Source organism: Cryobacterium sp. SO1 (genome assembly GCF_004210215.2).
GTDB lineage: Bacteria > Actinomycetota > Actinomycetes > Actinomycetales > Microbacteriaceae > Cryobacterium.
In genome coordinates this window covers 212,045-225,096 of the sequence record NZ_CP067394.1, presented here as the reverse complement: position 1 = coordinate 225,096, position 13,052 = coordinate 212,045, and the positions used below count along the sequence as shown (strand labels likewise).

The 13,052-nt window shown below is 66.1% G+C and carries 18 protein-coding genes; 10 read left to right on the top strand and 8 right to left on the bottom strand.

Annotated features, from left to right (window positions below; translation table 11 throughout):
- The first annotated feature begins 362 nt into the window (after positions 1–362).
- Positions 363–1,049, top strand: a complete 687-nt coding sequence (locus tag BJQ95_RS01095) for a hypothetical protein (RefSeq protein WP_130176999.1) — start codon at positions 363–365, stop codon at positions 1,047–1,049.
- A 95-nt stretch (positions 1,050–1,144) separates the two neighbouring features.
- Here BJQ95_RS01095 and BJQ95_RS01090 read toward each other — a convergent pair whose 3' ends face one another.
- Both BJQ95_RS01090 and BJQ95_RS01085 read right to left on the bottom strand, forming a co-directional pair.
- Positions 1,145–1,444 carry a Dabb family protein gene (locus BJQ95_RS01090; protein ID WP_130176998.1) on the bottom strand — a complete coding sequence of 100 codons (300 nt, stop codon included), beginning with the start codon at positions 1,442–1,444 and terminating at the stop codon, positions 1,145–1,147.
- Complete coding sequence (locus BJQ95_RS01085; RefSeq protein WP_130176997.1) at positions 1,441–1,710, bottom strand: glutaredoxin family protein; 270 nt, start codon at positions 1,708–1,710, stop codon at positions 1,441–1,443. Before BJQ95_RS01085 ends, BJQ95_RS01090 begins: the two co-directional genes overlap by 4 nt.
- A gap of 52 nt (positions 1,711–1,762) precedes the next feature.
- On the opposite strand from BJQ95_RS01085, the gene BJQ95_RS01080 reads away from it, so the two are divergent.
- Positions 1,763–2,482, top strand: coding sequence for an HAD family phosphatase (locus BJQ95_RS01080; protein ID WP_130176996.1), 720 nt, complete (start codon positions 1,763–1,765; stop codon positions 2,480–2,482).
- Positions 2,483–2,524: 42 nt separating this feature from the next.
- On the opposite strand, the gene BJQ95_RS01075 is transcribed toward BJQ95_RS01080, so the two are convergent.
- The 3 genes from BJQ95_RS01075 to BJQ95_RS01065 all read right to left on the bottom strand — a co-directional run bounded on the left by BJQ95_RS01075 (position 2,525) and on the right by BJQ95_RS01065 (position 3,438).
- Complete coding sequence (locus BJQ95_RS01075; RefSeq protein WP_003792170.1) at positions 2,525–2,623, bottom strand: 30S ribosomal protein bS22; 99 nt, start codon at positions 2,621–2,623, stop codon at positions 2,525–2,527.
- A gap of 60 nt (positions 2,624–2,683) precedes the next feature.
- The gene (locus BJQ95_RS01070; protein WP_130176995.1) at positions 2,684–2,917 is read right to left on the bottom strand and encodes a helix-turn-helix domain-containing protein; all 234 of its coding nucleotides are present in this window, start codon (positions 2,915–2,917) and stop codon (positions 2,684–2,686) included.
- A gap of 62 nt (positions 2,918–2,979) precedes the next feature.
- Entirely contained in the window at positions 2,980–3,438 is a 459-nt protein-coding gene (locus BJQ95_RS01065) for a helix-turn-helix transcriptional regulator (RefSeq protein WP_130176994.1), read from the bottom strand.
- A gap of 76 nt (positions 3,439–3,514) precedes the next feature.
- Here BJQ95_RS01065 and BJQ95_RS01060 point away from each other — a divergent pair, with 76 nt between their 5' ends.
- Entirely contained in the window at positions 3,515–4,957 is a 1,443-nt protein-coding gene (locus BJQ95_RS01060; RefSeq protein ID WP_130176993.1) for a TrkH family potassium uptake protein, read from the top strand.
- Positions 4,950–5,621, top strand: a complete 672-nt coding sequence (locus tag BJQ95_RS01055; protein ID WP_130176992.1) for a TrkA family potassium uptake protein — start codon at positions 4,950–4,952, stop codon at positions 5,619–5,621. Before BJQ95_RS01060 ends, BJQ95_RS01055 begins: the two co-directional genes overlap by 8 nt.
- 12 nt (positions 5,622–5,633) lie before the next feature.
- Here BJQ95_RS01055 and proC read toward each other — a convergent pair whose 3' ends face one another.
- On the bottom strand, positions 5,634–6,482 hold the full coding sequence (gene proC / locus BJQ95_RS01050; protein ID WP_130176991.1) for a pyrroline-5-carboxylate reductase: 849 nt from the start codon (positions 6,480–6,482) through the stop codon (positions 5,634–5,636).
- A 49-nt stretch (positions 6,483–6,531) separates the two neighbouring features.
- Here proC and BJQ95_RS01045 point away from each other — a divergent pair, with 49 nt between their 5' ends.
- Together BJQ95_RS01045 and BJQ95_RS01040 are read left to right on the top strand one after the other, a co-directional pair.
- Positions 6,532–7,494, top strand: coding sequence for a cation diffusion facilitator family transporter (locus tag BJQ95_RS01045; protein ID WP_130176990.1), 963 nt, complete (start codon positions 6,532–6,534; stop codon positions 7,492–7,494).
- The gene (locus BJQ95_RS01040) at positions 7,491–8,222 is read left to right on the top strand and encodes a gamma-glutamyl-gamma-aminobutyrate hydrolase family protein (RefSeq protein ID WP_130176989.1); all 732 of its coding nucleotides are present in this window, start codon (positions 7,491–7,493) and stop codon (positions 8,220–8,222) included. Before BJQ95_RS01045 ends, BJQ95_RS01040 begins: the two co-directional genes overlap by 4 nt.
- Here BJQ95_RS01040 and tadA read toward each other — a convergent pair.
- Positions 8,164–8,625 (bottom strand): tRNA adenosine(34) deaminase TadA, encoded by a 462-nt coding sequence (tadA, locus tag BJQ95_RS01035; protein ID WP_130177046.1) that lies wholly within the window; start codon positions 8,623–8,625, stop codon positions 8,164–8,166. The genes BJQ95_RS01040 and tadA overlap by 59 nt on opposite strands.
- Positions 8,626–8,720: 95 nt before the next feature.
- On the opposite strand from tadA, the gene upp reads away from it, so the two are divergent.
- Positions 8,721–9,353, top strand: coding sequence for a uracil phosphoribosyltransferase (upp, locus tag BJQ95_RS01030; RefSeq protein WP_130176988.1), 633 nt, complete (start codon positions 8,721–8,723; stop codon positions 9,351–9,353).
- Between the two features lie 590 nt (positions 9,354–9,943).
- A complete protein-coding gene (locus tag BJQ95_RS01025; RefSeq protein ID WP_130176987.1) occupies positions 9,944–10,648 on the top strand; it encodes a winged helix-turn-helix domain-containing protein in 705 nt (234 codons plus the stop codon).
- Positions 10,649–11,074: 426 nt separating this feature from the next.
- Here the strand turns inward: BJQ95_RS01025 and BJQ95_RS01020 are convergent, their stop codons facing one another.
- Complete coding sequence (locus tag BJQ95_RS01020) at positions 11,075–11,545, bottom strand: DoxX family protein (protein WP_130176986.1); 471 nt, start codon at positions 11,543–11,545, stop codon at positions 11,075–11,077.
- A gap of 87 nt (positions 11,546–11,632) precedes the next feature.
- Between BJQ95_RS01020 and BJQ95_RS01015 the strand changes: the two genes are divergently transcribed.
- A complete protein-coding gene (locus BJQ95_RS01015) occupies positions 11,633–12,205 on the top strand; it encodes a TetR/AcrR family transcriptional regulator (protein ID WP_130176985.1) in 573 nt (190 codons plus the stop codon).
- 362 nt (positions 12,206–12,567) lie between these two features.
- Positions 12,568–12,891, top strand: coding sequence for a RidA family protein (locus BJQ95_RS01010; protein ID WP_240694658.1), 324 nt, complete (start codon positions 12,568–12,570; stop codon positions 12,889–12,891).
- The last annotated feature ends 161 nt before the right edge of the window (positions 12,892–13,052 follow it).

Genomic DNA, 13,052 nt, shown 5'->3' with positions numbered 1-13,052 from the left:
GTTGACGGAGAACACCGACGCCGACGGTGCTGCCTACACCCGCCGCCGTCGCCCGGTGAGACTCGTGTACTTCGAGCAGACCGACAGCATCGCGGCTGCTTAAGCCCGGGAGATGCAAGTCCGGGGTTGGGGCGCGACACACACGCACGTCACCGGGTCTCGACAGGCTCGACCAGCGCTGGGGGCGCGACACGCACGCCCACGCACGTTGCTCCCTTTGTTGTGCGAGGTAAACACCCTGAGCGGGGAGTGGCAGTCGTTCGAAGAAAACATTCTGAATCGACCAAACCATTTTCGGGCTGGGGCCGAACCACATGCATACCAAGCAAGCCCCCACACATTCCACAGCAAAGGATCACATCATGCGCAGCTTCACCAAGACCGCACTCGGACTGACCACCGCCGGCCTGCTCATCACCGGCCTCGCCGCCTGCTCCACGGACGAAAGCACGGCGTCGACGCCGTCCTCCAGCTCCTCCAGCAGCAGCTCCTCTGCCGAAGCCACCCCCACCCCGCTGGCCTCGATCCCCGCCCTCACCGGCGTCGACACCTCCGTCCTCCTCGACGCCGACTTCGCCGCCGCCCTCACCAGCCTGGGCCTGACCCCCGGCACCGTCGGCACCGCCACCCTCGAAGAAGGCAGCCTGCACTTCCCCATCACCGGCGGAAACGTGGACTACTACGACCCGGCCGAGGACTTCCGCCCCTACGTCCAGGGCAACATCGAGCACGAAGGCAGCGGCTTCTCCCTCACCGCCGGCGACACCGTCGTCGAACTGACCAACTTCACCATCGACCCCGGCACCTCGGAGCTCTTCGGCGACGTCACCGCCAACGGCGAGTCCGCCGCCACCCAGGTCAAGCTCTTCGACCTCTACGGCGGAACCCTCGAGCCCCTCCAGATGGACGGCGACAACGCCATCCTCACCGGCACCACCGTGCACATCTCCGCCGACGCCGCCGCCCTGCTGAACACCACCTTCAACACCGACGCCGTCGCCGACCAGCTCCTCGTGGGCATCGCCACCATCACCGTCAACACCAAGTAACCACCCGCACCACACCGCAGCACCCCCGCAGCACACGAACAACGGCCGAGCACCCGCTCGGCCGTTTTTTGTGTGCCCGGGCACCCGGTCTGGCGCTACACGACGAGGTCGACGGCCATCCGCTTTGCGGTGACCGATTTCACGTAAGCGCCAGCCTCGACGTGGGCCGGATGCATCTGGTACCGGGCCAACGCGGCCTCGTCGGCGAATTCGGCGACGAGCGCCACATCCCAGTTGGAGCCGCCGACCACGTCGGGGCCCACGCGCAGGGACTGGATCTCATCGACCACCCCGACGAGCCCACCGAGCCTGGCCGCCATTTGGGCGACGTGTTCGGACTTTTCGGTGGGGTCCGTCGCCGTCAGCTTCCACGAGACGAGATGCAGAATGGTCATCGGACCTCCAGGAGTGCCGTGTGCAGGCGCACCGGATCGATGCGCCAGTAGTTGTGCACCCGGCCGTTGATCAACAGGACCGGGATGTCTTCGACGTAGAGTTCGTGCAGAGCAGGGTCGTCGAGAATCGACTTCTCCTCGAGCGCCACGTCCGGCGAACCGGGCTCTGTCGCGAGCTGCTCCAGCACGGTGTCGACCACCGCCCTGGCGTCGTCGCAGAGGTGGCACCCCGGCTTGCCGATCAGGGTCAGGTGCGCGGTGGACATGCCCCCAGCCTAGGACGCCGCGCCACGGCAAGCGTTAGTAGACTCAGCCCAAATGTCCGAAGAATCCGGCCCCCGCGCAATCGCGTTCTTCGACGTGGACAACACCTTGCTCCGCGGCGCGAGCCTCTACCACGTGGGCCTCGGCGCCTGGCGGATGCGTTTCATCTCCCTTGCCGACATCCTCTCGTTCGGCTGGAATCAGACCCGGTTTCTGGCGTTCGGCGAAGACGGCATCAACATCGCCAGGCTCAGGTTGCGGGCGATGGACATGATCACCGGGCACACCCGCACCGAACTCATCACGCTCAGCCACGACATCTTCGATTCGAGGCTGAGCCACCGGCTGTGGCCGGAGACCGTCGCCGTCGCGCACGCCCACCTCGAGGCCGGCCGCGAGGTCTGGCTGGTGACCGCGACCGCGCAGGAGATCGCCGATGTGATCGCGGAGCGCCTGGAGCTCACGGGTGCGCTCGGCACCAAGCTCGCGACGGTCGACGGCATCTTCACGGGTCAACTGGTCGACGGCATCTGTCACGGCGAGCGCAAGGCCGTCGTCGCTCGCGGCATCGCCGAGGCGCGCGACATCGAACTGGCTCACTGCTGGGCCTATTCGGATTCGCACAACGACATTCCGTTGCTCGAGCTCGTCGGCAATCCCGTTGCCGTGAACCCGGACACCACCCTGCGCCGATACGCCTTGGCGCGTGGCTGGCCGATCATGCACATGAAAGTCGCCCAGCTCAGGGCCGCGCGCGCAAGCAAAAAGCGCTAGGTCACAGACCTAGCGCTCAGCTCATAAAACGGCCGGAACCGTCTATTTCTTATTACGACGCTGGTGGCGAGTCTTACGAAGAAGCTTGCGGTGCTTCTTCTTCGCCATACGCTTGCGTCGCTTCTTGATTACAGAACCCACACGGACCTCACAAAGATTTGGTTTAGTCGCGGGATTCGCGACCGACACGAAAACCCCATTCTAACGGATAAAGAAAGTCCCGTCCGACTCACTTCCTCCGAGAGTGGGTTCGATGGCCCGGCGGACGGCCGATTCGGGCACCCGGAACGAGCGTCCGAAGCGAACGGCAGGCAGCTCGCCGGCGTGCACCAGGCGGTACACGGTCATCCGCGACACCCTCATCACGTCGGCGACTTCGGCGACGGTGAGGAAGTGCAGATCGTCCAGTCTCGGGTCGGGGAGCTCGCGTGACATGGACGGCTCCCTAGCTCGACTGGTGGATGTGCCGTAACTCTAAAGCGATGCCCTGCTGCCCGCTAGTCGTTCTTGCGCCACTTCTTGACGCTCTTCTTCACGCCGGAGTCCTTGACCACGTGCTGCATCTGGAAAGAAGTGTCGGCGAAGGCCTTGCCGATCGCCGCCGCGAAGGCACGCTGCTCGTCCTTGAGCACCTCGGTGTCGTCGACGGCGCCGACCAGAGCGGTACCCACATCGATGCTGAGGAACGGGATCAGCCAGTCCTCGATTTCCTCCAGCGGTGCATAGTCGAGGTGGTAGTAACGGTGCTGACCCTCTTCGCGCACGCCGACCAAGCCGGCCTCGCGCAGCACCTTGAGGTGTTTGGACACTGTGGGCTGACTCAACCCCAGCGAGCTGACGATGTCAGAGACACTCAACTCCCCCTGGGCGACGCTGGACTGGTTGTAGCGCTCGAGGAGAATGCGTAAGATATCGCGTCGGGTCGAGTCCGCCACCACGCCAAAGATGTCTGCCATGCCCCAAGGGTAGTCATTCCCGGTGCCGGTACTATGACAAGTTGTCAGCGACCACCGGCCAGGCGAGGCGATTCACGTGAAAACGCAGTCCCCCACCGCACGGTTCACGAAGAATTCCGGGACTTGGTACGGGCGCATCCGCGACTCTGTCGACGGGATCGTGCGCAAGTCGCCGTCCAGGTTCGCGCTGTTCGTGTTCACCGCCCTGATCCTGCTCTTCACCTTGCTGTTCTCCTTGCCGATCGCCTCCGCCGGCGACACCGCAACCCCGCTGCACGACGCCGTGTTCACTGCGGTGTCGGTGATTTGCGTCACCGGCCTGAGCACGGTGGACATGGCCACGCACTGGTCGGCGTTCGGCAACGTGCTCGTCGTCGTCGGCGTCAACATCGGCGGCATGGGGGTGCTGACACTGGCGTCCCTGATGGGCCTGGTCATCTCCCGCCGCCTGGGCCTGCGCGCCAAGCTCATGGCGGCCAGCGACTCGAACCCGTCGCGCATCCACGTGGGCCCGGTCAACGAGGGTCAGGCCGTGCGGCTCGGCGAGGTCGGCAGCCTGCTGCTCACCGTGGCCATCAGCACCCTGGCCATCGAGGCGGCCGTCGCCCTGCTCTTGTTCCCGCGGATGCTGATCGACGGCGTGCCCCCCGGCGAGGCCCTCTGGCAGAGCATCTATTACGCCGCAATGGCCTTCACCAACACCGGGTTCAGCCCGAATGCGGAGGGCATCGGCCAGTTCGCCAACGACTACTGGTTCCTCGGCGCCCTGATGTCCGGCGTGTTCCTGGGCAGCCTGGGCTTCCCGGTGCTGATGACCTTCGCCCGGCACTGGCGCACCCCCCGCCGCTGGTCGGTGCACGTGAAGCTCACCCTCTGGACCACGGTTCTGCTGCTGGTCATCGGCATGGTCTTCTACATCATTCTGGAGTTCGACAACCCGAGGACCTTCGGGTCGCTGAACGCCGGCGACACCGTCTTCCAGTCCCTGTTCATGTCGGTGATGACCCGGTCCGGCGGTTTCGCCACCATTGACATCAATGATCTGAGCGGCTCGAGCCTGTTGCTCACCGACATGCTGATGTTCATCGGTGGCGGTTCGGCCTCCACCGCCGGCGGCATCAAGGTGACCACCCTCGCCGTGCTGTTCCTGGCCGCCTTCGCCGAGGCTCAGGGCAAGGAGCAGATGGAAGCCTTCGGCCGCCGCATCCCCGGCGACATCCTGCGCCTGGCGGTCAGTGTGGTGCTGTGGGGCGCGACCACGGTCGCCGTGTCGAGCATCCTGATCCTGCACATCTCCAAGCAGGCCCTTGACGTCGTGCTTTTCGATGTGATCTCGGCGTTCGCGACCGTGGGGCTGTCGACGGGGTTGACGGCCGAACTACCACCAGAGGGGGTCTATGTGCTGGCCGCCACGATGTTCATGGGCCGGGTTGGTACAGTGACTCTCGCGGCGGCGCTGGCCGCGAGCCAGAGCAGACAGTTGTTCAAACGCCCCGAGGAAAGGCCCATCGTTGGTTGACCGGATCAAACATGACGCCCCCGTTCTCATCATCGGACTCGGACGTTTCGGCGCCGCAACGGCCGGGAAACTCGACCGGTTGGGCCGCGAGGTCCTCGCCGTGGACAGCAGCGAGGCGCTCGTGCAGAAGTGGTCCGAGCGTGTCACCCACGCCGTGCAGGCCGACGCCAAATCCATCGACGCGCTGCGCCAGATCGGCGCCCAGGATTTCTCCGTGGCGGTGTGCGCCGTCGGGTCCTCGATCGAGGCCAGCGTGCTGATCGTCGCGAATCTGGTCGACCTCAAGATCCCGCAGATCTGGGCCAAAGCCATTTCGCAGTCACATGGCAAGATCCTCGAGCGCATCGGCGCCAACCACGTGATCTACCCCGAGGCCGACTCCGGCGAGCGGGTCGCGCACCTGGTATCGGGGCGGATGCTGGACTTCATCGAGTTCGATGACGACTTCGCGCTCGTGAAGATGTACCCGCCCAAGCCGATCCGAGGCCTGAACCTCACCGAGTCCGGCGTGCGCACCAAGCACAAGGTCACCGTCGTTGGCGTGAAGAGCCCCGGCCGCCCGTTCACGTACGCGACCGCCGAGACCGTCGTGTCCAATCACGACCTCATCATCGTCGCCGGCACCGAGGGCGACATCGAACGCTTCGCGGCCCTCGGCTCCTGATCGGCCGGCAGGCTACGAGGCGGCGAGCTCGCGGGCGCGGGCGAGCGCCGCATCCGTTGCCCGGTCGAACAGGCCCTTGACGTCGCCGGTTTCGAGCTGCTGCACGGCCCGTTCGGTGGTGCCCTTGGGGCTGGTCACCTGGCGGCGCAGTTCGGACGGCGTGAGGTCGGAGACGGCCAGCAGCGCGCTGGCGCCGAGGAAGGTGCCGTTGACCATGGTGGCGGCCTCCGCCGGCGTGAACCCCTTGTCGATGGCCGTGAGGGTGAGCTGTTCAATCAGGTAGAAGACATACGCCGGGCCGGACCCGGAGATGGTGCTCAGGGCGTCGATCTTCTCCTCCGGCACCACCAGCACCTCCCCCACCGTCTCGAACAGGGCGGTCGCCAGGTCCATCTGCGCCGGCGTCGAGCGGGTGCCGGCGCTGAGACCGGTGACGGCCATGCCCACCACGGCCGGCGTGTTCGGCATCGACCGGATGACGGCCACCCCGTCGGGCAGGTGCTTTTCGAAGGTGGCGATGGTCACGCCGGCCGCCACGCTCACGACGAGGGTGCCGGGCTCGAGGCTGTCGGCGATCTCGGCGAGCAGGGCGGGCACCATGGCCGGCTTGACGGCCACGATCACGATGCCGGCGCCGGCAACGGCGAGGCGGTTGGCGTTGGGCTCGGCGTCGGTCGCCCACGCGGTGACGCCTGCGGTGCCGGCCAGTTCAGCCGCCTTCGCCGCCGAGCGGTTGGTGGTGCGGATGCCGCCGGTCACCGTGACGGTGGGCTTGAGCAGTCCGGCCAGGACGGCCCTGGCCATCGAGCCGGCTCCCAGGAAGGCGATGGCGGGCAGGGTGACGGGTGCGGTCGAAGTCATCTCCCCAGTGTAGTTTTCGGCGCGGTTGGACAGTTCTAGGATTGGTCGCATGAGCGCATCAGGCGGCAACAAGGCGATTGTGGCGGCGCTGCTCGCCAATCTCGGCATCGCGATCACCAAGTTCATCGCCTGGTTCGTGTCGGGCTCGTCCTCGATGCTCGCCGAGGGCGTGCACTCCCTGGCCGACTCGGGCAACCAGATCCTGCTGCTGATCGGCGGCCGCAAGTCGAAGAGGGCCGCGGATACCGACCATCCGTTCGGCTACGGACGCGAACGTTACGTCTACGCGTTCGTGGTGTCGATCATTCTGTTCTCTGTGGGTGGTGTGTTCTCGATCTACGAGGGCATCGAGAAGCTGCAGAACCCCCACGAACTCGAAAACGCCTGGCTGCCGATCCTGGTGCTGCTCGTGGCGATCGGCCTGGAGTCCTTCTCACTGCGCACCGCCGTCAAGGAGTCCAACCGCACGCGCAAGGACGAAAGCTGGGTGCAGTTCATCCGTCACGCCAAGGCCCCTGAACTTCCCGTGGTGCTGCTTGAAGATGTCGCGGCTCTGACCGGCCTGATGCTGGCCCTGAGCGGCGTCGGCCTCACCGTGGTCACCGGCGACGCCACCTGGGACGCCATCGGCACCCTCGCGATCGGCGTGCTGCTCGTGCTGGTGGCCATCGTGCTGGGCATCGAGACCAAGAGCCTGCTGGTCGGCGAGGGCGCCAACGCTGCGGATGTCGACGCCATCAAGGCCGCGATCCTGGACGGCCCCGAGACCAAGAACCTCATCCACCTGAAGACTCTCTACCTCGGCCCGGACGAACTGCTCGTGGCCGCCAAGCTCTCCTTCGACTCCGGCCAGAGGTTCTCCGACGTGGCCGCGGGGATCGACACCGTCGAGGCCCGCATCCGGCAGGCTGTGCCCAGCGCCCGGGTGATCTACCTGGAACCCGACCTCTACGTCGACCCGGCCATGGTCAGCCCGCCCACCGACGCGATCGTCATCAAGGGCCTCGAGTGAGCCGCGTCGCGTTGGTCCTCCGGCACGCGGATGAGATCCACCTGGGCAACCTCGAACAGGTTCTCATCGAGCACGGCTACACGGTGCGCTACGTCGACACCCTGAGCGCCGACGGGGTGCGGGGCATCGACCCGGCCGCAGCCGACCTGCTCGTGGTTCTCGGCGGCGAGATGGGGGTCTACCAGGCCGACGAGTTCCCGGTGCTCGCCGAGGAGGTGCAGCTGCTCGCCGACCGGCTGGCGGCCCGGCGCCCGGTCTTCGGGGTCTGCCTGGGCGCCCAGCTTATGGCCAGCGCACTGGGCTCATCGGTGTACCGGGGCCCGAGAAACGAGATCGGCTACCGCCTGGTCGAGACCACCGAGGCCGGCCAGGACTCGCCCCTGCGCCACGTCAACGGGATCCCGATGATGCAGTGGCACAGCGACACCTTCGACCTGCCCGCGGGCACCACCAGGCTGGCCGGTTCCACCGCCTACGGCAACGAGGCGTTCGCCATCGAGGACTGGGCCCTGGCCGTGCAATTCCACCCCGAACTCACCGCCGAGATGCACGAACAATGGCTGGCCTCCTCCGAGGTAGAGGTTCGAGCGGAGGGGCTGAACCCCGACGAGCTGCGGCGGGAACGCACCGAGCATTCCGAGGCCATGCAGCAGGCGTCCCGCGCCCTCTTCAGCGAGTGGCTGTCGGGCCTGCCGGGCGGCGCAGTGGATCCTCGAAGAACTCCCTGAGCAGTCGGCCGCACTCGGCTTCGTCAACACCGGACACGACCTCCACCCGGTGGTTGAGCCTGCGGTCCCGCAGCACGTCGTAGAGCGAACCGGCGGCGCCGGCCTTTTGGTCCCAGGCGCCGAAGACCACTCGGGGGATCCGGGCGGCCACGATCGCGCCGGCGCACATCACGCAGGGCTCCAGCGTCACGACGAGGGTGCAGCCGGTCAGGTGCCAGTCACCGGTGGCGGAGGCGGCCTCGCGGATGGCCACGACCTCGGCGTGCAGGGTCGGATCCTGGTGCAACTCCCGTTCGTTGCGGCCCCGGCCGATCACCCGGCCCGCCGCATCCAGCACGACGGCACCGACCGGAACGTCACCGCTGGCCAGGGCGCCGTGGGCCTCGTGCAGCGCCAGGCGCATCCAGGCCGCGTGTTCGTCGCTGTGCCGCACCACGCCACCTCGTTTCGGCCGCCGCGCGAGAGCCGGATGCCCGCGTGAGCTAGTAGATTGAGCCTATGCGAGTCCACGTAGCCGACCATCCCCTCATCACCCACAAGCTCACCGTGCTGCGTGATCAGAGGACCTCGTCACCGATGTTCCGGGCGCTGGTGGAAGAGTTGATGACCCTGCTGGCCTACGAGGGCACTCGTGGCGTTCGCGTCGAGGAGGTCACCGTCCAGACTCCGGTCGCGCTGGCCACCGGCGTGAAGATCAGCGACCCGAAGCCGCTCGTGGTGCCGATCCTCCGCGCAGGACTGGGCATGCTCGAGGGCATGGTCAAGCTGCTCCCCACGGCCGAGGTCGGCTTCCTGGGCATGGCACGCAACGAAGAGACCCTGCAGCCCACCACGTACGCGGAGCGCCTGCCGGATGACCTGTCCGACCGCCAGTGTTTTGTGCTCGACCCGATGCTGGCCACCGGCGGCTCACTCATCGCGGCCATCGAGTTCCTCTTCGACCGCGGCGCCGTCGACGTCACGGCCATCTGCATCCTGGCCGCCCCAGAGGGCCTCGCCGCCGTGGAGACGGCGCTGGCCGGCCGTGAGGTCACCATCGTTCTGGGCGCGGTCGACGAACGCCTCGACGAGCACGGGTACATCGTTCCCGGTCTCGGCGACGCCGGCGACAGGCTCTACGGCCTGGTCTGATCCAGCTCGGCCCGATCCGCCGTCCGGATCCGGGCTGCGGTGAGTGTCGTCACATTCGGCGCGCCCGCCTCACGCAGATCCTGCGACAGGCGACGCGCCGATGACCGTTCAGTTCACAAAACTTTGAAATATTCCGTTTCGCGGTTGACTTCTTTGATGAAAACCTCTTTTGTGCGAGATCCTCCGATTTCGCACAATCCCCGTGAACGTGGTGCAGCCCCTCCCGCGCCCTGGGTCGTCAGTGAATTGACACACCGCCTCATAGTCGGCTTTACTCACATTCATGACTTCCACCACACGCATCCCGACCTCCATCGAGGCTTTGGGGACTGCCGGCATGATGATGCCCGGCAGCGTGATGGCGTGTTGCCGAATGTGCCGCTAGACCAGACAGGCACCCACGCCGAGTCGATCGCTCCTCACCCGCTCATCCGCAGCCGCTGAGGACGCCGCCACCGCGGCAGACCGACTCCAGGGCCGCCCTCTCCGAGGCAGCCCGCCCCACCGGCCGCTGCGGCCGACCTTTTTCGAACCCATGAGCGCGGATGCGCCGGGTTCTTTGCGCATCATCACCCCCAAGGATTCCCATCATGTCTCTCGCCCACATCGACTCCGCCCGTTCCGTCCAGTCCTACCGCCCCGAGCTCGTCCCGGCGCCGGCGCCGGCTGCCCCGCGCATCCGCGCCGTACCCGACGGCACCCAGGCCCGTGGCTTCGTGCTCTACGTGGGCATCGACGAGGCCAAGGCCGCCGCGGCCGGCACGAGTTTGCACCGCATCGTTGAGGAGCTCAAGAAGCTGACCCAGGCGATCGCCCCCTCGTCGGAGACGCACGCCGCGGTGGCCCTGGCACCGGACGGCGTCGGCGGCCGGGACGTGGACGTCGTGCGCCTGGCCCTGCAGGACCCGGCAGCCCTTGCCAAGCACCGCAACACGCCCGAAGACGCGGACCGGGCACCAGGCGGCGTGGTCGTCGACATCTCCCGCAAGCGCGTGATCCTCGACAACGAGACCGCCGCGCTCACCTACAAGGAGTTCGAGCTGCTGCAGTACCTGGTGCTGCGCGAAGGCCGCACCATCGAGCGCGCCGAGCTGATCTCCAAGCTCTGGGACGCCGACAGCGAAGAGGATGCGCCGAACGAGCGCACCATCGACGTGCACGTACGTCGACTGCGCGCCAAGCTGGGCCGCTACGAAGACATCGTGCGCACAGTCCGAGGCGTGGGCTACCGTTTCGACCGTCACGCCGACGTGTCGATCCGCCAGGCCAGCACCCCGAGCCCCGACCGCTTCTAAGCCGCGCGGTCTCGCCCCATCGCCGGGGACCGGCCGCTCCGCGGTCTCCCGGGGCTGGCTGGTCGAGCTCGTCGAGGCGTCTCGCCTACCGGGCGTTAACGTGATCGAGGGCCGGTCGTAGAGGCAAACGACCGACCCTCTTCCCTTGCACCAAGAGTGTCCTGCAATCACATTCGCGCCTTCCGCCACAGCAAACGGTTGACGCACTACGAATATATAACGAAGAGGTAACGGAGCGCCAGTTATCCAATCGTTATTTTCCTGCGAGTTCACCTAATTTCAGAAGTCAAGGTAGCTGGCCAAGTGCATCGAGGACTCAACGCATCCCGTGCGGGCGTCCCCGTGGAATGGTGATGATGGCTCGCCGACCCTCCCTGGACGTGCTGAGTGGAGCGGCGCCGCCGGGTCGATAGACGGCTGGGATCGCTACTTCGCACCAGCTTCCGCTGTGCGGGCTCGCCGATAAAAGACAACCACCGCGAGGGTTGCACTGACGAATACGATCTGGATCACCGTTCTGGGCACCAGCGCGTCCGCCGCCGAGCCGCCGACCCCTTCCAGCGCCGCGTACACATTCGCCGGGTACATCACAAGAAGCAACACGGTGAGACACGCGGCAGCTAGTGGGGCAGAACGCGTCCACAACAAGCCGGCCGCCCCAGCCAATTCCAGTACGCCTGTCAATGTGACGACCAATTCCGGTTCGGACACAAAAGGCGGGACCATGTCGATCATTTCAGCGCGCATGCCTACGAAATGTGACACTCCGGTCATCAGGAACATCGCCGCGAGGCCACCACGCAGCGGCACCATTTGCGGCCTCAGGCGCCGCACGCCGACCGCGCCTCCGGAGAGTAGCAAGAGTGTCACCACGATCAGTGCAATGAGCGGTTCCATAACTTCCTTCCAGCGAACTTGACACTGACAAGATTAGTAAGTCCACGGCAATCTTGTCAACACAAAGATCGTTGGTACGCTCGGACGATGAACAGCTCCTCCTATCACCATGGTTCACTGCGCAGCGCATTGCTCAATGATGCAGCCGAGGCGATATCCGAGTCTGGAGCTTCAGGTCTGAGCTTGCGTGACCTCGCCCGCCGCGCAGGCGTCTCATATGCGGCACCCACTTATCACTTCGGGGACAAGGCCGGGTTGTTGACCGCACTCGCGACGCAAGGATTCGAATCCTTAGCCGACGAACTCGAGAGCACGGAGAGACGTACCGGCGACTTCATCGAAGTGGGCGTGGCCTACGTGCGGTTCGCCCTCAAACACCCCGCGTATTTCGACGTCATGTATCGCCGTGACCTACTCCACACTGGCGACTCTGCACTGATGACTGCTCAGGCACGCGCCGAACAAGCCCTATACACTGGAACGCGCCAACTTTCGCACCATCAACTCGGCGACGATATTCATCTCGCTTGCGTTGCTGCCTGGTCGATCGTCCATGGCTTTGCGGCTCTACATCTGAACCGTGCGCTGCCAGCCAGATTCAGCAGCGACCCAGAAGCGGCCGCTCGAGCCATCGCCGGCTTGCTCGTCCGCAAGGGATGACAAAGCCAGTCGCGCCAGGTTCGCAGCAATTGAGCGGCTAGCACTTTCCAGGGTTACGGCGATGACCGCTGGAGCGCTCTCTTTGTTGACGGATGGCTGGAATCCCATTTGTCGATCCGACCGGCACCGTCGCGATCCTGACACTCGGTCGCGACCACGAAGACATCGTCGCGCACCATAGCGGCCGCCCCGCCACCCTTGGCGGCGTCGCGTGGCTTGAATGGGACGCGCGCCGATCGCTCAGTGCGGAGCCAAGACGAAGGAGACACCGTGGACATCATCCGCTTGCAACCTGCCGGACTCGTGGCCGCCCGGCGTTCAGTCATGTCGCGGTCGTTCCCTCCGGCGCCACGACCATCTACGTGGGCGGCCAGAACGGCGTGGACGCCTCCGGCGCGGTTGTGTCGATGGACATCGCCGAACAGTCCAGCCGGGCGATCGACAACGTGGCCATCGCGCTCGACGCGGCGGGCGCAGCCCTCACCGACGTTGTGCAGTGGACGGTACTGATCGATGCGGATGCCGACCTCGGTGCCGCCTATGGCGCCATCGCTCCACGGCTCGCGGGGCTCGGAGCCCCGCCGCTGGTCACCGCGGCGCGAGTCGCGGGGCTCGGCGTGCCCGGCGCTCTCATCGAGGTGAGCGCGATAGCCGCGGTGCTCCCGGCGTACGACCGGCTGCAGTGAACCTTCCTGAGAACCCGCCCAGGGCCACCAGCAGCTGAACAACGAGGAGAACCAACGGGGGTGCCGCCCAGGAAACCACGAGCTCGTTGAGCGCCTCCACCGGGATCCGAGCTGTCGGGAAGCCACCCCAGACCGGAACGGTGAGGCGGAACTTCGTTGTC